At 70.2% G+C, this 20,168-nt stretch carries 13 protein-coding genes; 10 read left to right on the forward strand and 3 right to left on the reverse strand.

The window, feature by feature from the left end; genetic code table 11:
* Positions 1-168: 168 nt before the first annotated feature.
* From IE307_RS16030 to IE307_RS16060, 7 genes are read left to right on the forward strand one after another with little or no spacing between them, the layout of a single operon-like run.
* Complete coding sequence (locus tag IE307_RS16030) at positions 169-864, forward strand: class I SAM-dependent methyltransferase (RefSeq protein WP_191298738.1); 696 nt, start codon at positions 169-171, stop codon at positions 862-864.
* A complete protein-coding gene (locus IE307_RS16035) occupies positions 861-3,902 on the forward strand; it encodes a ferritin-like domain-containing protein (protein ID WP_191298739.1) in 3,042 nt (1,013 codons plus the stop codon). The genes IE307_RS16030 and IE307_RS16035 overlap by 4 nt, the downstream gene beginning before the upstream one ends.
* Positions 3,902-5,140 (forward strand): FAD-dependent oxidoreductase, encoded by a 1,239-nt coding sequence (locus tag IE307_RS16040; protein ID WP_191298740.1) that lies wholly within the window; start codon positions 3,902-3,904, stop codon positions 5,138-5,140. The genes IE307_RS16035 and IE307_RS16040 overlap by 1 nt, the downstream gene beginning before the upstream one ends.
* Positions 5,137-6,147: a methyltransferase gene (locus IE307_RS16045; RefSeq protein ID WP_191298741.1), complete on the forward strand. Its 1,011-nt coding sequence runs from the start codon at positions 5,137-5,139 to the stop codon at positions 6,145-6,147. The genes IE307_RS16040 and IE307_RS16045 overlap by 4 nt, the downstream gene beginning before the upstream one ends.
* 24 nt (positions 6,148-6,171) lie before the next feature.
* Positions 6,172-7,719, forward strand: a complete 1,548-nt coding sequence (locus IE307_RS16050) for a tryptophan halogenase family protein (protein ID WP_191298742.1) — start codon at positions 6,172-6,174, stop codon at positions 7,717-7,719.
* A 5-nt stretch (positions 7,720-7,724) separates the two neighbouring features.
* Positions 7,725-8,954, forward strand: a complete 1,230-nt coding sequence (locus tag IE307_RS16055; protein WP_229904750.1) for a cation:proton antiporter — start codon at positions 7,725-7,727, stop codon at positions 8,952-8,954.
* 20 nt (positions 8,955-8,974) lie between these two features.
* Entirely contained in the window at positions 8,975-9,433 is a 459-nt protein-coding gene (locus tag IE307_RS16060) for a flavin reductase family protein (protein ID WP_191298988.1), read from the forward strand.
* A gap of 717 nt (positions 9,434-10,150) precedes the next feature.
* Here the strand turns inward: IE307_RS16060 and IE307_RS16065 are convergent.
* Positions 10,151-10,945: an alpha/beta hydrolase gene (locus IE307_RS16065; protein ID WP_191298744.1), complete on the reverse strand. Its 795-nt coding sequence runs from the start codon at positions 10,943-10,945 to the stop codon at positions 10,151-10,153.
* Between the two features lie 191 nt (positions 10,946-11,136).
* On the opposite strand from IE307_RS16065, the gene IE307_RS16070 reads away from it, so the two are divergent.
* From IE307_RS16070 to IE307_RS16080, 3 genes are read left to right on the forward strand one after another with little or no spacing between them, the layout of a single operon-like run.
* Positions 11,137-12,642, forward strand: coding sequence for a flavin monoamine oxidase family protein (locus tag IE307_RS16070; RefSeq protein ID WP_191298745.1), 1,506 nt, complete (start codon positions 11,137-11,139; stop codon positions 12,640-12,642).
* Entirely contained in the window at positions 12,639-14,252 is a 1,614-nt protein-coding gene (locus tag IE307_RS16075) for an FAD-dependent monooxygenase (RefSeq protein ID WP_191298746.1), read from the forward strand. The genes IE307_RS16070 and IE307_RS16075 overlap by 4 nt, the downstream gene beginning before the upstream one ends.
* Positions 14,249-15,427 carry a cytochrome P450 gene (locus IE307_RS16080; RefSeq protein ID WP_191298747.1) on the forward strand — a complete coding sequence of 393 codons (1,179 nt, stop codon included), beginning with the start codon at positions 14,249-14,251 and terminating at the stop codon, positions 15,425-15,427. Before IE307_RS16075 ends, IE307_RS16080 begins: the two co-directional genes overlap by 4 nt.
* 4 nt (positions 15,428-15,431) lie before the next feature.
* Here IE307_RS16080 and IE307_RS16085 read toward each other — a convergent pair whose 3' ends face one another.
* Positions 15,432-18,215, reverse strand: coding sequence for a LuxR C-terminal-related transcriptional regulator (locus IE307_RS16085; protein ID WP_191298748.1), 2,784 nt, complete (start codon positions 18,213-18,215; stop codon positions 15,432-15,434).
* Between the two features lie 521 nt (positions 18,216-18,736).
* Entirely contained in the window at positions 18,737-19,960 is a 1,224-nt protein-coding gene (locus IE307_RS16090; RefSeq protein WP_191298749.1) for a serine-rich family protein, read from the reverse strand.
* Between the last annotated feature and the right edge of the window lie 208 nt (positions 19,961-20,168).

The raw sequence follows: 20,168 nt of genomic DNA on the forward strand, positions 1-20,168 counted from the left end.
GAAGTATCGCGACGCGGCGTGATCCGCCACATCGCCCGTGCTGGAGCGTGATCGGCGGATCACCCTGCGCGAGCGCGCAGGTTCTCGGTGCCGTCCTTCTCCACGGTCACCACAGGCTCGATGGTGGAAGCGATCACATGGTGGACTGCCGGAAGCCGAGGGACATCGATGAGTGCCGCACCGGAAGCGTTTTTCGACGACCTGGCCGAACTCTACGAGCGCTTCACGGTCATCCGTGACGCCGCCACGAGTCCGGTGCGGTCCTGGCTCGTCGAGCAACTGCCCGCCGGCACCCGCGCGCTCGACGTGGGGTGCGGCAGCGGCAACAACTGCGGCCTGCTCGCCGACCGGTACGACGACGTGGTGGGTGTCGACCTGTCCCAGAAGATGTTGGACATCGCCGCCACGAAGCCGACGCGGGTGCCGGTGCGCTACGAGTGCCGTGACGCCGCCTCCCTGACGCCCGAGCGCGACGGCCGGTTCGACCTCGTGATGTCGGTGAACGCGGTGTTCCACATGGGACCCGCGGACGAGGTGCTGCCCGTGCTGCGCTCCCTCGTCGCCCCCGGCGGCCGGCTGGTCGTCATCGACGTGACCCAGCCCGACGGCGCGGCGGCCCCCGCCGAGCAGAGCGGCTACGCGTTCCAGACCGGCAAGATCATCTACGACGTCTCCGGCGACGTCGAGGCCGCGTGCGACTCGGTCCGGATGATGCTGCACCCGCGCTGGCTCGAGATGAGCGCCGCGGCGATGCCGCTCACCGACACGGAATTCCAGCTGCAGTACGAGAAGGCGCTGCCCGGCGTGCGGATCACCAAGGACCTCATCCCCACGATGAGCGCGGCCGTCTGGGACAACGCATGAGCGTCTTCCACCTCCCCCGCCTGCACTTCGCGGGCGCGGCGATCACCCGCCTGCCCACCGGGCCGAGAGCCGGGTGGCTCGACCTCGAGACCAACCGGGCCATCGACGACCGGGGCGTGTTCGACACCGACCGGCCGGTGCAGGAGTACTACGACTTCCTCGCGGACTCGAAGGGCCACAACTTCGCGGGCAACGGCCACTTCTGGGTCGACGCGAAGGTGGTCGCCACCGAGCTCGCTCCCGGTGAGGCCGGCACCGGCGACCTGGTGGTCGGGCGGCAGCTCGACCTCTGGGGCCACTTCTGCGACTACACCGCGGGAACGGCCAACCGGTCGCGCGTGTTCGACGTCGACCCCGCCTCAAACTGGACCACGACGCTGATGGTCGGCCAGCTCGCGCTCGGCAGGTCCGGCCGCTCGCACGACGTGCCGTACCTCGTGACCGGGGACGTGAACGGCACGTGCCCGCCGCGCTGGAACCAGTTCCACACCGTGCTGCACCAGTTCGCGGTCGACAAGGCCGAGGGGCTGCACTGGCTCGACGGCGTCGCGGACTCCCCCGTGCTGACGCGGCTGCGCGAGGTGGTCGAGAACGACGCGGACGGCCTGGTGGTCCAGTTCGCGCTCACCGACCAGAAGCACACCGGCGAGGGTCAGCCCGACATCTGGCGGCTGAAGGGAACCGTCGCGGCCTGGCACCGCGACGAGCTGCGCAGCTACCCGGCCGGGCGGCTGCTCACCCCGCGCACCACGGGTTCCGCGCTGCACAACGTCTCCGTGCACGTCACGGACGAGCACGTCACCGCGAACCTGCTCACCGCACGTCCGGACACCGACCTCGAGGTGCGCACGGCGTCGGGCACGCTGCTCGCCACGATCCCGTCCACATCGGACAACCTCGGCGTGCTCGTGGCGTCGCGTGTGGACGGTGGCAGTGGCGACCTGGCCGAGACACTGGTGATCACCGACCGCGAGGGCACCGTTCGGTCCCGCGAGGAGGAGATCGTCGTCGAGTCCGACGAGGCCGCGCTGTTCCTGGAGCACGAGAACACCGGGACCGGCGAGGACCACGCCGTCGAGATCCCGGTCCGCTCGTACCTGCGCGGGGTGCCCGCGCGGGTCGACGGCATCCACGTCCGGCAGTACGTGAACCCCGCCGCGCTGCCGCTGGCCGAGGACCGCGACACCGCGCAGCTCGTGGCGTTCCTGCCCACCGGACAGGCCGAGTACCGGGCGGAGCAGGTGATCTCGACCGACGAGCACGGCCGCGGCACGATCACCCTCAAGGGCGTGCGCGGCGGGGCGGCGAGAATCCTGCTCCGGCCGGAGTCCACAGCGGAACCGCGAGGCACCACTGCCTCCGAGCGCTACGACAACGACGACGCTCAGGGCTACTGGTCGGCGGTCGGCTCGGTCGCGGTGCGGGTGCTGCCGGACCACTGGCACCTCGACGCCCTGCCGGACGACGAGATCACGTTCAGCACGCTGTACCGCGAAGCGCTCGCCTACTACGAGCTGCAGTACTCGTTCATGCGGTCGGAGGTGCTCAGTCTCGCCGACGAGTTCAAGGTCGAGCCCTACGCCCGCCTGATATGGCACGTGTCGGCGCCCGAGCACAAGGGCAAGACGTTCTACATGCCACCGACGCGGGACATGAGCGCACCGCAGATCCGGATGCTGTTGCGCTACCTGCTCGCCGACGACGCCCAACGGCAGACCCCGCCGACTTTCGTTCCCCAGCAACGCAAGCTCGGCGTCATCACGACGAAGGACCAGCTGCTGCACGCGCTGTACCAGGCCGCGGCGATCGAGCTGGCCACGATGATCCAGTACCTGTACGCGGCCTACAGCGTGCCGACCCACGGCGCCGGCAAGAAGCTCGTCGAGCGCGGCGAGTGGACCGAGGAGCAGCTGCTCACGGCGTGCGGCGAAGGCACCGAGACGTGGAGCAACGGCATCCGCGGCAGCCTGATGTCCGTCGCCCGCGAGGAGATGATGCACTTCCTCGCGATCAACAACATCCTGATGGCGATGGGCAGGCCGTTCCACCTGCCGAAGCTCGACTTCGGCACGTTCAACAGCGCCATCTGCGTCCCGCTCGAGTTCTCGCTGGAAGCGCTGAACCTGGCGAGCGTGCAACGGTTCGTGGCGCTGGAACAACCGCACGACCTCATCGAGGAGATCGAGGGCAACGACTCCGCGGTCCTGCGCGCGGACGGTGAGCCGTACCAGTACGGGTCACTGAGCGAGCTGTACGCGGCGATCCGCGAGGGCGTGCAGGCGGTGCCCGGCGTGTTCCTGGTGAAGAAGGGCCGTGGCGGCGGCGCGCACCACCTGTTCATGCGCGAGTCGGTCAACGCGGTGCATCCCGACTACCAGCTGGAAGTCGACGACGTGGCGAGCGCGGTGTTCGCCATCGACTTCGTCACCGAGCACGGAGAGGGCGGCCAGATCCCCTCGACGTTGCCGGAGGAGGAGTCGCACTTCGACACGTTCCTGCGCATCTCAGAGATGCTGATCGCGGAACGCGCCAAGGGACCTAACGACCGCAGGATCCCGTGGAACCCCGCCTACCCGGTGATGCGCAACCCGACGCTGAAGCCGGGCAACGCGGCGATGGACCACGTCACGCACGAACCGGCCAGGATCGCCATGAAGGCGTTCAACCGGTCGTACTTCATGGCGATGCAGCTGATGGTGCAGCACTTCGGCTACAGCCCGGACAAGTCGTTGCGCCGCTCCCGGTTGATGAACTGGTCGCTCGACATCATGACCGGCGTGCTGCGGCCGCTGGGCGAGCTGATCGTCACGCTGCCGTCCGGCCGGCCCGGCCGCACCGCCGGTCCGTCGTTCGAGCTCGACTCCACACCCGAGTACATCTCCAGGCCCGACGTCGCGGTCGAGTGGATGGCTCGCGAGTTCGAGGAGGTCGCGGAACTGGCCCGCAAGTGCGTCGGGTTCGGCCTCACCCCGACCGTCGGCGACCTGCTCGCCTTCATCGGTGACTCGTTGCGCACCATGGACCTGAAAGAGCTGTGATGGCCGAGACGACGACGGTGTGCATCGCGGGCGGCGGCCCGGCGGGTGCCGTGCTCGGGCTCCTGCTCGCGCGGTCCGGCGTGGACGTCGTGGTGCTGGAGAAGCACGCCGACTTCCACCGCGACTTCCGCGGCGACACCGTGCACCCCGCGACCCTGCAGATCCTCGACGAGCTCGGGCTCATCGACCGGTTCCACGCGCTGCCGCACCAGAAGGTCAGCACGATCGGCGTCGTGCAGGACGGCAAGCGGATCGACATCGCCGACTTCCGCCGGTTGAAGGTCCCCTACCCGTACATGGCCTTCGTGCCGCAGTGGGACTTCCTCGACCTCATCACGGCCGAGGCGAAGAGGTACCCCGGTTTCCGGTTGCTGATGAAGACCGAGGCGCTGGGCGTGGTGCGCGAGAACGGGCGCGTGGCCGGCCTGCGCGTGCGCGGGCCCGAGGGCGAGCGGGAGATCCGCTCGACGCTCGTGGTCGCGGCCGACGGACGGCACTCGGTGATCCGGCAGGACGCGGGCTTCGTGCCGACGCTGATCGGCCGGTCGCTCGACGTCATCTTCTTCCGGATCTCCCGCCGCGACGGCGATCCGGACGAGGGCATCTGCGTGCGGATCGGCAACGGCAAGATCTTCGGCGCGACCGACCGCCGCACCTACTGGCAGATGTCGTACGAGACGTCCACCGGCGGCATGGACAAGGTGCGGCGAGAAGGACTCGACAAGTTCCGCGCGGACCTCGCCGCCCTGGTGCCGTTCCTGGCCGACCGGGTGCACGAGGTGTCCTCAGTGGACCAGCTGAGTCCGCTGGAGGCGCGGATCGACCGGCTGGAGCGGTGGCACGCGCCCGGCCTGCTGTTCATCGGCGACGCCGCGCACGCGATGTCCCCGGTCGCCGGGTTCGGCGTGAACCTCGCGGTGCAGGACGCCGTCGCCACCTCGAACATCCTCACCACGGCACTGCTGCGGGCACAGGACGGTGAGCCGTTCGACGACTCGTTGCTCGCGCGGGTGCGCAAACGCCGCAAGCGCGCGGTCGCGTTGTCGCAAGGGCTGCAGCGCGCCACGCAGAAGTTCGGCATCGACGAGGCGCTCGACGGCTCCGGCCAGCCGCCCGCGCCCAAGGTCTTCGAGAAGCTCGGCGTCGCCCAGTGGCTGATGAGCCGCGTCATCGGGCTCGGCTTCCGGCCGGAACACGTTCGCACACAGGAGAAAGCGCCGGAGGGAACCGTCCGATGACCGCACCGGGAATGCCGCCGCAGGCGCGGATGATGCAGATGATCACGGGGTACTGGATCACCCAGGTCGTGCACGCCGTCGCCGAGCTCGAGATCGCCGACCACCTCGCCGAGTCCCCGCTGACCCTCGACGAGATCGCGGCGCTGACGGGTGTCGAGGCCGACACGTTGATGCGCCTGCTGCGGGCCTGCGCCTCGCAGGGGCTCGTGGCCTACGACGACGGCCGGTTCGTGAGCACGCCGTTGCTGGAGACCCTGCGCCAGGGCGTGCCGGGGTCGTTCCGCGACATCGCGATCGTGCACGGCTCGCCGGGTCACTGGCTGTCCTGGGGCAGGTTCCCGGACGCCGTGCGCGCCGGTGAGCCGCAGACCACGGCCGCGCTGGGCAGCGACATCTGGACGTACTTCCAGTCGCAGCCGCGGGAGTGGGAGCGGTTCTCGAACTCCATGACCGAGCTGACCGACGGCCTGTCGCGCGAGATCGGCGTGCTGCTCGACACCACGGGGCTCACCACTGCGGTGGACGTCGGTGGCGCGAACGGGGCGTTGCTGCACCCGTTGCTGAAGGCGAACCCGGACCTGCGGGGCGTCGTGTTCGACCTCCCGACCGTCGAGCCGACCGCGGTGGCCGAGGCCGAGAAGGCGGGGCTCGCCGACCGCTGCACGTTCACCGGCGGCTCGTTCTTCGAGTCGGTGCCGGAGGGCGATCTGTTCCTGCTCAAGGCCGTGCTGCACAACTGGGACGACAAGTCGTGCGTCGAGATCCTCACCAACTGCCGCAAGGCGTTGCGCCCCGGCGGACGGGTGGTCGTCGTCGAGATGCCGCTGGGACCGCTGGGAGAACCGGGGTTCGCCCCGTTGCTCGACCTCGGGATGCTCGCCGTCAACGCCGGCCGTGAGCGCGACCTCGACCAGTACGACGCGCTGTTCCTGGCGTCGGGCCTGCGCCGCGTCGAGGTCACCGCGACCTCGTCCCCGCAGAGCCTGATCCACGCCGTTGCCGAGTAACCACGAACCGGAGGAATGACCGAAATGGTGAAGAACGTAGTGGTGGTCGGCGGAGGCACGGCCGGATGGATGACCGCGTCCTACCTGACGGCCGCGTTCGGCGACCGCGTCAACGTGACGCTCGTCGAGTCGGCGCGCGTCGGTGCGATCGGTGTCGGCGAGGCGACGTTCAGCACGGTGCGGCACTTCTTCGAGTACCTCGGTCTCGAGGAGAAGGAGTGGATGCCCGCCTGCAACGCCACCTACAAGCTCGCCATCCGGTTCGAGAACTGGCGCGAACCGGGGCACCACTTCTACCACCCGTTCGAACGGCAGCGCGTCGTCGACGGCTTCCCCTTGACGGACTGGTGGCTGCGCGACAACACCTCCGGCCGCTTCGACAAGGACTGCTTCCTGGTCGGCACGCTGTGCGACGACCTGAAGTCGCCGCGGCACATGGACGGCGAGTTGTTCGAGGGCGGCCTGGGCCAGCGCAGCGCCTACCGGACCACGTTGTCCGAGCAGTCGACGCAGTTCCCGTACGCCTACCACTTCGACGCGACGCTGGTGGCGAACTACCTGCGCGACTACGCGGTCGCGCGGGGTGTCACGCACGTCCTCGACGACGTGCTGGACGTGGCGCTGGACGACCGGGGCTGGATCAGCCACGTGGTCACCAAGGAGCACGGGAACCTCACCGGCGACCTGTTCGTCGACTGCACCGGCTTCCGCAGCCTGCTGCTGGGCAAGGCGCTCGCGGAGCCGTTCGTGTCCTATCAGGACTCGCTGCCCAACGACAGCGCCGTGGCGTTGCGCGTGCCGCAGGACATGGAGAACCGGGGCCTGCGCCCGTGCACGACGGCGACCGCGCAGGAGGCCGGCTGGATCTGGACGATCCCGCTGTTCGACCGCATCGGCACCGGCTACGTCTACGCCGGCGACTACATCTCGCCGGAGGAGGCCGAGCGGACGCTGCGCGCGTTCGTGGGCCCGGCCGCCGAGCACGCCGACGCGAACCACATCAAGATGCGCATCGGCCGCAGCCGGCGGCACTGGGTCGGCAACTGCGTCGCGATCGGCCTGTCCAGCGGGTTCGTCGAGCCGCTCGAGTCCACCGGCATCTTCTTCATCCAGCACGGCATCGAGCAGCTGGTGAAGCACTTCCCGGACGCCCGCTGGGACGACGGCCTGCGCCAGTCCTACAACAGGCTCGTCAACAACGTGATGGACGGCGTGCGCGAGTTCCTCGTCGTGCACTACTACGCCTCCAAACGCCAGGACAACCAGTACTGGAAGGACACCAAGACCCGCGCGCTGCCCGACGGTCTCGCCGAGCGCCTCGAGCGCTGGCAGACCCGGCTGCCCGACGGCGAGTCGGTCTTCCCGCACTACCACGGGTTCGAGGCCTACTCCTACGTCTGCATGCTGCTCGGCCTCGGCGGCCTCGACCTGAAGTCGTCGCCCGCGTTGAACCTCATGGACCCGTCGTCGGCCCAGCACGAGTTCAAGCTCGTCGGCGAACAGGCCGCGGAACTCGCCCGCACGCTGCCCACCCAGTACGAGTACTTCGCCCAGCTGCACCGCGCGAGGTGACCGTCGTGGTGCAGAACGGGCTCCACCTAGCCGCGCTCCTGGCGGCGTTCTTCGCGGTGGCGGCGCTGGGCCGGGTGGTCGCACGGGTGCTGCGGCTGCCCACCGTGGTCGGGGAGATCGCGCTGAGCATCCTGCTCGGACCGGTGCTGCTCGCCGCGTTCGGCAAGGACGTCTTCGGCGCGATCCTGCCCGCAGGCCTCACCGGTGTGCTCAAGCAGATCGGCGAGGCCGGCCTGGTGCTCTTCCTGATCGGCGTCGTGCACCACCTCGACAGGGGCGCGGGCGGCTGGCGCGGCAAGGCGCTCGGCCGGATCACCGTCGGAGCCTTCGTGCTGCCCCTGCTGACCGGCCTCGTCTTCGCCGCCTGGGCCATCTGGTTCGCGCCTGCTCATGTGCGCGGTACCGCCCCCACGACTGCTCTGGTGCTGATGCTGGCGGTCGCCATGTCCGTCACCGCGGTGCCGGTGCTCGCGCGGATCCTGGAGGAGCGGTCCGACCTGGGCCGCGCCTCCGGCCTGTCGATGATGGCGTCGGTGCTGATCGACACGCCGGCCTGGCTGTTGCTGACGGTGGCGCTCGGGCTGGCCGCGGGTGGTCTCGGTGGTGTGTGGCTGGCGTTCGCGACGATCGGCGTCGGGGCCGTGGTCGCGTGGCTCGGCTACCGGGCGTTGAGTTCGGTCGCGTGGTTCGCTTCCCGGCGGCCTGTTCTGGCTGCTCTCGGACTTGCCGGTGTGGCGCTGGGTGCTGGTGCGGTGGTGCACTTCTTCGGGCTGACGTCGATCTTCGGCGCCTTCCTGGTGGGCTTGATGGTTCCCCGGGACGAGGCTTGGTCCCGGGTGGTCGCGCTGGTCAGCCGGGTCGGCCGGGCGTTCGTGCCGGTGTTCTTCGTGGTCGCCGGTGCGACGTTGTCCGGTAGCGGGGTGTCGGCGTTCCCGTGGGTCGGGGTGGTGCTGGCGCTCGTGCTCGGCGTTGTCGGCAAGGTCGGTGGCGGGTACGTCGGGGCTCGGTGGGGTGGGGAGGACGTGGTCACGTCCCTGCGGGTCGGGGTGCTTGTCAACACGCGTGGGTTGACGGAGATCGTGGTGCTGCAAATCGGGTTCACCGCCGGGTTGCTCACTCCTGGGCTGTTCGTCGCTCTGCTGGTGATGGCGTTGGTGACGACCGCGGCGACCGGGCCGTTGCTGGATCTGATCACGCGGAGGGTCGGGGCTGCGCGGGAGGAGGTTTTGTTGTGAGGGAGCAGTTTCGGGGGTTGATGGCGGCGTTTCCCACCGGGGTCGCGGTGGTGACCACGTTCGGGCTTGGGGCTGAGCCTTGGGGGATGACGGTGTCGTCGTTGTCCAGCGTGTCTGTGGATCCGCCTACGTTGCTGGTGTGTTTGCGGGATTCCAGTCCTACGTTGGATGCGTTGGTGTGGAACGGATCGTTCACGGTGAACCTGTTGCATCATGAGGCTCGGCCGGCTGCGGAGTTGTTCTCTTCTGGGGATCCTGAGCGGTTTCGGCAGGTGGTTTGGGAGCGGCCGTTGGACGTTGGGGGGCCGCATCTGGTGGATGATGCGCACGCGGCTGCGGATTGCGTGGTGGATCACATGCATCGGATTGGGACGCATGTGGTGGTGTTCGGGAAGGTTCAGAGGGTGGTGCATCGGTCTGGGTTGCAGCCGTTGCTTTATGGGATGCGGACTTATGCGTCTTGGCCGCGGAGTGCTTGAGGGTTGCTGGGGGTTGGAGGGCTTGCGCGGGTCGGCTTGACGGCGTTTGTCGCGTTCCAGCGGGGTTGGTCGCGTTCCTGGGGCTCCGTCGCCTTGCGAGGACGGGCGCGCGGGTCGGGACGAATCAAGGGCTGGCGATTGGGGCTTGACCTTGAGCCTCTGGCGAGGCGCTGAGACGGCCGGAAAAGCCGGGCTGAAAAGCGCCCGGCCGTGCCCGATAAGGGGTAGCACCCCGCCACTCAAGGTCAAGCCCCAATCGCCATGAGCGGGGTGCACCGCCGCCCAGAGCTTTCAGTTCGGACGGCTCGCTGCGCATCGCCACGCCAGGTTTCGTCCGAGGTTGCCCTTGCGATGTCGGCTGACCGGTTGGCACCGCGCGGGTGCCGCTGCGATGGCTGGCGCCGGTTCCAGCGGGGTTGGTCGCGTTCCTGGGGCCGGATCGCCTTGCGAGGACGGGCGCGCAGGTCGGGACGAATCATGGGGTTGCGATTGGGGCCTACCGCTACCCAGAGCTTTAGTTCAGACGGCTCGCTTGCATCGCCACGCCAGGTTTCGTCCGAGGTTGCCCTTGCATCGCCGGGCGGCGGTTGGCACCGCGCGGGTGCAGCTGCGATGACTGGCGCCGGTTCCAGCGGGGTGGTCACCTGCCGTGCGGGCGGTGGCTTGCGAGGGCGGGCGCGCAAGGTGCCGCGAACCACGCCGGCAGCACTGTTTCCCTCAGTGCGAGTCGAGCAGCCATTCCGTCGTCACGCGGATCGCCGGGGCCTGCCAGTGCGCGTCCACCGGTGGGGCGATCTCCACCAGTCGGCTCGGGCACGTCAGGGCCTCCACCGCGCTGCGGGAGGAGGACACCGGCACGTCCGTGGGGCCTGCGCCGTGCACCACCAGGGTTGGCGCGGTGATCACCGGCAGGACGCCTCGTGGCTGGAGCCAGAAGACCTCGTTCAGCATCGCCCGGCCGACCACGAAGGTGTCCGAGACGCGCAGGTGGCCGTCGGTGAGCAGGGTGTGGCTCGCTTCGGGGCCCAGGAAGCCGTCTGACCACGAGGGGTTCGTGTCGGCGAAGTGTTCCTGGTAGTCGATGAGCGGGTTGAACAGCACCACTGCGGTGACCTCGTCGGCTCGTCTGGCGGCGTAGCCCGCCGCCACTCCCCCGGTCAGGCCTGTTGCCAGGAGCGCCGCTGGGGCCGCGGACACGTTGTCGCGCAGGTGGGTCAGGGAGGCGCTGATGACGTTGAGGAGGCTGGAGAGGCTGAGGTCCTCCTGCCTGCCTTCGCTGGTGCCGTGTCCTGGCAGGTCGACGCGCAGGGTGGCCACGCCCTGGGCGGCCAGTTCTGCGGCCAGGCGGGGGTAGAAGCCGTTCTGGTCGCGGTCTGCGCCTTCGCCGTGGAGCAGCAGGGCTGTGCTGCTGGGGGTGCCGGTGGGCAGGACCGTGGTCGCGGACAGCCTCAGGCCGTCGTGGGCCCGCACGGTGGTCGTTCGGTGCAGGACTTCGGCGGTGGGCGCTGGCATGGCAGGGCTCCTCACGAGAGTGTGGGGTCAGTGTCGTGGGTGGACGGAGCGGTGCAGTGGGAGAAGGGGAGAAACTGTTGTGTCGCGCGGTATGAACTGCTCCGGTGGGCGGGTTGGGCACGCGGAACCGCGTGCGGTGCGGGTTCGCTGAGTGATGTGGGGGCGGGTGGGGCGGCGGGACGATTGCGGTCATGAGTCCGGTGCACACGAACGTCCTGTCGGGCGGGCAACACTGGCCGCAGCGGCCGAAGCGGGTCACCGTGCTCGGCGCTGGGGTGGCGGGTCTTGTCGCGGCGCACGAGTTGGAGCGGCTGGGGCACAGCGTTCAGCTGTTGGAGGCACGGCTGGAGGTGGGTGGGAGGGTTCGCACGCACGCGTTCGTGGGCAGGGGGCCGCTCGCCGAGCTCGGGGCCATGCGGATTCCCGCCTCGCACCACCGGACCATGCAGTGGATCGACCTGCTGGGGCTGAGCGACCGGGTGCGGCAGTTCCGCACGTTGTTCTCCGACGACGCGAGTTATCTGGAGACGCACACCGGGCATCTGCGGGTGCGTGAGGCGACGTCGGTGCTCGTGGAGGAGTTCCGTCGTGGGCTGCCGCCTGGTTCGTACCGCGAGGAGTCGGTGCTGGCGGCCACGTGGTTGACCGCGAGTGTGAACGCCGTCGCGCCCGGTGCGTTCCGGACGAACCTGCACAGCGATCTCAACCTTGAGTTGCTGGACCTGCTCGACGGCATCGAGGTGCGGCCGTTCTTCGTGAGCACCGGTGGCATCGAGCGGCTCGACGTCAACCGGTTCTTCGCCGGCAACCCGAAGTTCGCGGCGCGCAGCCGTCTCGCGCACTTCTTCGACGACATCACCGTGGAGACGTCGTCGGCGCTGTTCCGGCTCGAGGGCGGGATGGACCAGATCACCGTCCGGCTGGCCGAGAGCCTGCGCGGGCCGGTGCACCGCGGCCGCCAAGTGGTCGGGCTGCACGTGCGACCCGACGGGGTGGTCGTGGAGACCAGGCGGGGCCTGGACGTCGTCGCGACGCATTGCGACTACGTGTTGTGCACCGTGCCGTTCTCGGTGGTGAGGCGGATGAACCTGAGCGGCCTCGACGACGACAAGCTCGCGACCGTGCACGACATGCAGTACTGGCCTGCCACGAAGATCGCGGTGCACTGCGAGGACGCGTTCTGGGAGAGCGACGGCATCAGCGGTGGTGGCTCGTTCACCGGTGGCCTGGTGCGCCAGACCTACTACCCGCCGGTCGAGAGCGATCCCCGGCTCGGCGCGGCACTGCTCGCGAGCTACACGATCGGCCCGGACGCGGACGCGCTGGCGCAGATCTCGCCGGAGAAGCGGGAACGCGTCGTGCTCGACGAGCTCAGCCGGATCCACCCCGAGCTGAGGAGGCCGGGAATGGTGCTCGACGTGGTGACCCAGGCCTGGGGTGAGGACTTCTCCAGCATGGGGGCGGCGTCGGTGCGGTGGAGCAAGGACGTTGCCACGTCGGAGGAGGAACGGGCGCTGGCGGCCAAGCCGCAGGGCACGTTGTTCTTCGCCGGCGAGCACTGCTCGACCTACCCGGCGTGGATCGAGGGCGCGATCGAGTCCGGTCTCGCCGCGGCGCAAGAGATCCACGCGGGAACCCCGGTCGAACGCCCGGTCGTGGCCTCCGGCTACCGGCGCATGCGCGGGGGCGCGGCATGAACTCACGCACGAACTCAGGGGAGAACGACGTGCTCGACACCGAAGTGGTCATCGTCGGCGGCGGGCCGACCGGCATGGCCACCGCGCTGGAACTGCGGTCGCGGGGCGTGGACTTCGTCCTGGTCGAGGCGGGCGACGGCACCGTGAGCCACCCCAAGGTGTCCAGCATCGGGCCGCGGTCCATGGAGTTCTTCCGGCGCTGGGGCGTCGCGGACGACATCCGACACTCCGGCTGGCCGGACGACCACCCGCTGGACTGCGTGTGGACGACCCGGATCGGCGGCCACGAGCTGTTCCGCCTCCCCCGCCACACGATGGCCACCCGCCCGGACTTCCGGCACACCCCGGAACCGGACGCGATCTGCCCGCAGCACTGGCTCGGTCCGTTGCTGCGCAACGCTGTGGGCGTGCACCCGGACGGGCCGGTGCGGATGAGCACGCGGCTGGAGTCGTTCACGCAGGACGACACCGGCGTGCACGCGGTGCTGAGCGACGGCACCGAGGTGCGGGCGCAGTACCTGATCGCCTGCGACGGCGCGAGCTCGCCGATCCGCAAGCACCTCGGCATCGCCGCGCCCGCCGTGCACGACACGCTGGTCTTCCGCAACGTCCTGTTCCGCGCGCCCGAACTGCGCGAGCGGCTCGGTGACAAGATCGCGAACTTCTTCTACCTGATGATCTCCTCGGCGTTGCGCTTCCCCGTTCGCGCGTTGGACGGACGCGGCCTGTACCGGATGACCGTAGGACTGCAGGGCTCGCCGGAGTCGTTGCAGGATGCCGAAGCGTTGGTGCGCAAGGCGATCGCGTTCGACACCCCGGTGGAGGTGCTGTCCGACAACGAGTGGCACCTCGTGCACCGGGTCGCCGAGGACTTCCGCTCCGGCAGGGTCTTCCTCGTCGGGGACTCGGCGCACACGCTGTCGCCGTCGGGCGGGTTCGGCATGAACACCGGCATCTGCGGGGCCGCCGACCTCGGCTGGAAGCTCACCGCCGCGCTGCGCGGGTGGGCGGGCCCGGACCTGCTCGACAGCTACGCGCGGGAACGCCGGCCGGTCGCGTTCGAGGGTCTGGAGGAGGCGAACCGCAACCTGGAACGCGCGATGCGCCGCGAGGTCCCGCCGTTCCTGAACGACGACACCCCGCAGGGCGCGGCGATGCGGGCGAAGATCAGCGAGGGGTTGCGGAGCGGTGGTGTGGCCCGGGAGTTCGACGCGCCGGAGATCCACCTCGGCTTCACCTACGCCGGGTCCGGGCTCGTGATCGACGACCCGACGGCGGAGAACCTGGAGGACCGCAGGCCGAATACCCGGCCGGGTTCCCGCGCGCCGCACGAGTGGGTGAAGGACGGCATGTCCACATTGGACCTCTTCGGGGACGGGTTCGTGCTGGTGCACTTCGAGGACTCCGCACGGCTGGCGTCGTTCGCGAAGGCGTTCGAGTCGCGGGGCATCCCGTTCCGTGCGGAGAGGCTGGACTCGCCGGAGATCGCCCGGATCTACGAACGGCCGTTCGTCCTGGTGCGACCGGACGGGCACGTGGCGTGGCGCGGTGCGGATCTCCCCGCGGACGCCGGGACGATCGCCGACACCGTGCGCGGAGGTGCGCGATGAAACCGTTCTCCCTCAAGGACTGGCCGGACGAGGACCTGCACGACCCGTTCCCGGTGTTCGCCCGCTACCTCGCGGCCGGGCCCGTGCAGTTCGCAGGCGGCACCTGCTACGTGTTCGGCCACGACGCCGCGGTCGAGGTGCTGACCAGTGCCGCGTTCGGCCGGCGGTCGCCGTCGGGCGGGGGCAGCCCGGTGTCGGTGACCTCGGCGCTGCGCACGCTCGTGGAGAACTGGCTGGTCTTCCTCGACCCGCCGCGGCACACCGAGCTGCGATCGGTGCTGAACAAGGAGTTCTCGCCCTCCGTCGTGACGAACCTCCGGCCGCGGATCACCGAGCTCGCCGAGACCCTGCTGACCGATCTGCCCGTCACGTTCGACCTGGTGGAGAGGTTCTCCGCGCCCCTGCCGATCCTGGTCATCTCCGACCTGCTCGGCGTGCCGCGCGAGGACTCGGGGTGGCTGCGGGACAGGGCGGTCGACCTGCAGGAGGCGAGCAGCGTCAGGGCGGCGGCGAACCCGGACGCGCACGCCGTCGCCGACCGGGCCGCGCGCGAGCTCCGCGACTACTTCCTCGCGCTGATGCAGACGCGGCGGTCCGATCCGGGCGACGACCTGGTGTCGTTGATGGTGTCCGCCCAGACGCGGGGCGAGCCGTTGTCGTCGGACGAGATCGTCGGCACCTGCGTGCACCTGATGACCGCCGGGCACGAGACGACGACCAACGTGCTGAGCAAGTCGGTGCTGGCGCTGGCGTCACGGCCCGAGGCGCTCGCGGAGCTGCGCCGCGGCGTGACCCCGGCCGCCGTCGAGGAGCTGGTGCGGTTCGACCCGCCCGTGCAGGCCGTCGGGCGGTGGGCGCACGAGGACGCCGTCGTCGCGGGCGTCCCGATCCCGGCCGGCACCAGGGTGATGGTGATGCTCGGTGCGGCGAACCGTGATCCTGCCCGGTTCGCCGCACCGGATTCACTGGACCTGAGCCGCGCCGGTGGCCGCAACACCGGCTTCGGACTCGGCATCCACTACTGCCTCGGCGCCACCCTGGCCCGCGCCGAGCTGGAGATCGGGCTCGGCCTGCTCCTCGCGGCACTGGGCGACTACGCGGTGGACAGCGTGAAGTTCCCGCACGACATCGTGTTCCACGGCCCGCACAGCGTCGTCGTGACCCGGTCCGGCTGACGGGTCAGGGCGCGATGCGGGCCAGGTCGACGCGGGAGCGGATGTCGAGCTTGCGGTAGATCTGCCGGAGGTGGAACCCGACGGTGTGCGGGGAGACGAACAGCTCGGTGGCCACCTGCCGGTTGGTCAGGCCGTGCGCGACGAGCGCGGCGACCTTCGCCTCGGTCGTGGTGAGGCTCTCCCAGCCGGATTCGGGACGGGTCTCGTAGTTCCAGTGCCGCCGCCGCACGCCGAGCCGGCGGAGCTTGCGCCGCACCCGTGCCGCGTCCCACGCCGCGCCGAACTCGTCGTAGTGCTCCATCGCCCTGTCGAGCTCCAGCACGGCCTGCTCCCGGTCGTCGTCGCGCAGCAGCGACCCCAGGTCCTCGACCAGCGACGCCACCGCCCACACGTCGTCGCCGTAGAGGTCCTCCAGGCACGCCAGCGCCCCGACGTCACCGTCGAGCAGCGCCCGGCCGTGCCGTGCCGCGGCGACGAACGCGGAGTGGTCCGGGTTCATCGCGGCGATCTCCTCGGCGGTGACGACGATCAGCTTGGCGTGGTCGGTCTCCCCCGCGCTCAGCGCCGTGCGCACCGCCCAGGACGTCGATGACGGGTCCTCCAGGACCAGCCGCCGGCGCGAGGCCGGGTCCTCGAGCACCTCGCGCAGCTCCTCCACCGCCTCCCGCGCGCCGCGGCCGGCGGAGGTGAGCAGCGCGGACAGCAGGCAGCGCAACAGCAACGGCGGACCACCGGGCACCCGGCTCTCCAGGCCGCGCAGGTGCCGCGTCGCCGCCGCCAGGTCGCCCTTGCGCAACGCCGCCATCACCAGCACCGCGCGCAACTGCGGTTCGTACACGGGCGTCCCGGCGCGTTCGGACGCCTGCAGCCCCGCTGTCGCGTCGGCCTCCGCGGCGGCCAGGTCGCCCTTGACCAGGAGGACCTCGGCCCGCAGGGCGAGCGGCAACGAGCTGAGCACGCCCATGTTCCGCTCGTCGATCGAACGCCGCGCCTGCTCGGCCGCCTCGAAGGCCTCGTCGAGCCTGCGCACCCTGGTGAGCATCCACGCCCGCATCCACAGCGGGTCGGCCTGGCAGACCTCGGACAGGTCCGGTTGCAGCGCGATGGCCTCGTCGGTGGTCGCGAGCGCCTCGTTCAGCTCGCCCTCGCGCCACCGCACCCGTGCGCGGACGGTGAGCGCGGCCGCCCGGACCTCGTCGCTGTAGGTGCAGGGGTCTGCCAGCACCCGGTCGGCCATGTCGACGACCTCACGGCGTTCCTCGCCGGAGAAGGTGTTGAGCAGCAACAGGTCCGGCCACGGCTCCTGGTCCTCCCGCCTGCGGGCGACCACGTCCTCCGCCGCCGCCTCGTCGCCGCGCAGCATCAACGCCGTCGCGAGCCAGTTGCGCAGCGGGCCGGACTCCGCGGTGCACGTGCGGAGCTGTTCGGTGGCGAGGTCCACGGCCGTGCCGAGGTCGCCCAGGCGCACCAGCGCGGCGACCGCGGTGGTGGCCAGCACCACCCTGTCGGCGCTGTCCGGGGGTGCGATCTCGAGGCCTCGGGTGGCGAGCGCGGCGGCGGTCTGCGGCGCCGTGGGGAGCAGACCGAGCACGGCCTCGCGGATGATCCGGATGGCGCCCTCGTCGCCCGGCTTCGCGCAGTGCACCAGGTGCACCGCGGCGGCCTCGGCACGGCGCTGCTCGACCAGCATCGTCGCCGCCTGCCGGTGCAGCATCGAGCGCAGCAACGCGGGCACGGTGCCGAGCACCACGAGCCACACCGGTTCGCGGTGGAAGGTGAACTCGTCCCCGTCGCTGTCGATCACTCCGGCGCGGATGGCCTCCTGCAGGGGCCCGAGCAGCTGCGACGTCCGCTCGCCCAGCATCTCGGCGAGGTCCTGCGGCGGGAACCTGCCGCCGAGCACCGCGGCGACCTGCAGCACCTCCCGCGACCGCAGCGACAACCGCCCCAGCCGCGCGCGGACCATGCGCACGAACGCCTCCGGCAGCCGCGCGCCCGGTTCGGCCTCGACCACCGGCGGCACGCTCACGGCACCACACGCCAGCTCGACGACCCCGCCGGAGACGGTCAGACACTGCTCCTGCCGCAGGGCCAGCACCAGGTCGACGATGGCCTGCGGTTCGCCTCCCACGCTCTCGCACAGCGCGATGACGTCCGGATCGGGCGTGGCCGTGAGCAGGCCCTCGACCAGGCTGACGACCGCGGCGCCGGACAGCGGTTCCAGCGGCCCGAGTCTCTTCGCGCGCTGCCGGCGGACCAGCGAGTGCAGCAACTGGCCGTTCGGCGACTCGGCGTGCGCCGAGTCCAGCGCGAACAACCACAGCACCGGCGCGGCGCCGAACTTCGCCATCACCACGCCGAACGCGTGCAGCAACGCGGGTTCCGCCCACTGCACGTCGTCGACGACCACCAGCACCGGCTCGTCGCGCAGGTGCCCGGCGAGCTGCGCCTCGCACCCTGCCGCGAGCACGGCGATGCGGTCGTCCTCGCTGCGCACCGCGCGCGTGGTGACCAGCGAGACGGGCCGGCCGGCACGGGGTGAGACGCCGTCCACGACGGCGAACCCGTGCCGCGCCGCCAGCGCCGCTGCTCGCTCCAGCACCCACGTCTTCCCGGAACCCGACTCGGACTGCAGCACGACGACGTGCGCCGCGGCGCCTGCGCCGATCGTGGAGATCAAGTCCTCGACCACGCCCAGCTCGGCCTCACGGCCGTGCGGCGGTGCTACCGCCGCCACGCTGGGCACGAACGAGGGATCGAAGCCCTTTTCCAGATTCCCCTGAGACACGCCAACTCTCCTATGCGTGTTGTCCAGCCGGGCAACTGCGCATGTCATCGTTGTCATCGGAAGTCGTGAAAACCTCGCCGACCAACGTCCACCACGCGGAACACATTGCTATTCCGGAGCGGATCCACTTTATCTCAATTGGCGGCCGTTATATCTCAACTGGCAGTCACCCCGCACTCGACATGGGATATGAAACAACCCTTCACATTGGCCGCCTATGCTGTTTCCCATGATGGCGGAGCTGCCAGACCGATGTCAACGAGACCAAATGAGTCGGTCAATCTTTAGGAAGAACCCCAAAGTCAGAACGCCCCGGTGGATCAACTGAATCTGATGATTGGCGGGCATCCGCCTGCGACCGGACCGCCGCACGGCCCTCGACGATCAGACGTGAAAACCTGAAAAGGTATTCATCGGCGCACGCGGGTTCGGGCATCCCGGGGCGGCCCGGTGCCCCGGACAGCAGAAACGGGCGGGATGGGGAGACCCCATTCCCGCCCGCTCCGCGGATGATCAGTCGGTCAGTCGCCCTCCACCTCGGTCGCGGACGTCGCCGTCGCGTCGGCGTCGCCGCCGTTGCCGCCGTTGCCGGTGTCACCGCCGTTGGTGGTGCTGTTGTTGGCGGCGAGGCCGGAGTCCCCCGTGGAGGTGACGCCGGAGTGGCCCGAACCCGTGCCGGTCAGGCAGTTCGAGTAGACGCACATGACCCACGCGTCGTTGTCACCGGTGTCGCCGGACGCGCCGGTGTGACCCGTGTTGCCGGACACCGCGGTGTTGGCGCTCACGGCGTGGCCGCCGTTGCCGGACGCCCCGCCGTTGCCCGCCGTGGCGGTCGCAGTGGCGTCGGAGTCGCTGTGGACGGCGTTGTCGTCGGCGTCGTCGGTGTCACTGTGGACGGTGACGTCCGATTCGGCGTCGTCCGACTCAGTCTGGACGGCGGCGAGTTCCGTTGTGGCGACGGCATCTCCGCCGTTGCCGCCGTTGCCCGTGTCACCGCCGTTGGTGCTGCTGTGGTTGGTGGCGTCGCCGGAGTCCCCCGTCGACGTGCTGCCGGAGTTGCCCGAACCCGTGCCGGTCGTGCAGGTGGCGTGGACGCACATCACCCAGGCGTCGTTGTCGCCCGTGTCGCCGGAATCGCCGGAGTGGCCGGTGTTGCCGGAGACGGCGGCGTTGTGGCTGAAGGCGTTGCCGCCGTTGCCGGAGGAAGCGCCGTTGCCGGCCGTGGCGGTCGCCGCGGCCTCGGAGTCGCCGTGGACGCCGTCCTCGTCGTCCGACTCGGTCTCCGCGGCGGTGACCGCCGTGGCGTCGGCGTTCCCGCCGTTGCCGCCGTTGCCGGTGTCACCACCGTTGGTGCTGCTGTGGTTGGTGGCGTCGCCGGAGTTGCCCGTGGCAGTGGTGCCGGAGTGCCCGGAACCGGTGCCCGTCACGCACGTGGCGTGGACGCACATCACGTGCGCGTCGTTGTCACCGGTATCGCCGGAATCCCCGGAGTGGCCGGTGTTCCCCGACACCGCCGTGTTGTGGCTGACGGCGTGGCCGCCGTGCCAGGAGGGAGCTCCGTGCCCGGCGACAGCGGCCGCCGAGGTGTGGTGGCCGAGCCAGTCGCCGTGATCCCCATGTCCCGCACCGTGTCCGTACGACGGGTGGAACGGGTGGACGTCGGCGTTGGCGGTCGAACCGCCGGCCAGGACGAGACCACTGGCCGCTACCGCGGCCAGCAGACTCGCTTTGACGTTCTTGCGCATGGTCTTCCTTTCATGCGAGGCGTCTTCTGGTGCGGCCGCGCGGTTCGTCCACGACCCGGAGCACTTCGGCGTCCGGTCCGCAGGTCCGCCACCTGCCGCCGCGCCGGTGTCCCGTGCAGAAGTCCTCCCGTCTCCGGCGGAACACCTTCGTTGCGCCGTTTGGAGTAGCCGCGACGAGGTGCTGAAAACCTGCCCGGCATCTGCCAGC

It is taken from the genome of Lentzea cavernae (assembly GCF_014653695.1).
GTDB lineage: Bacteria > Actinomycetota > Actinomycetes > Mycobacteriales > Pseudonocardiaceae > Lentzea > Lentzea cavernae.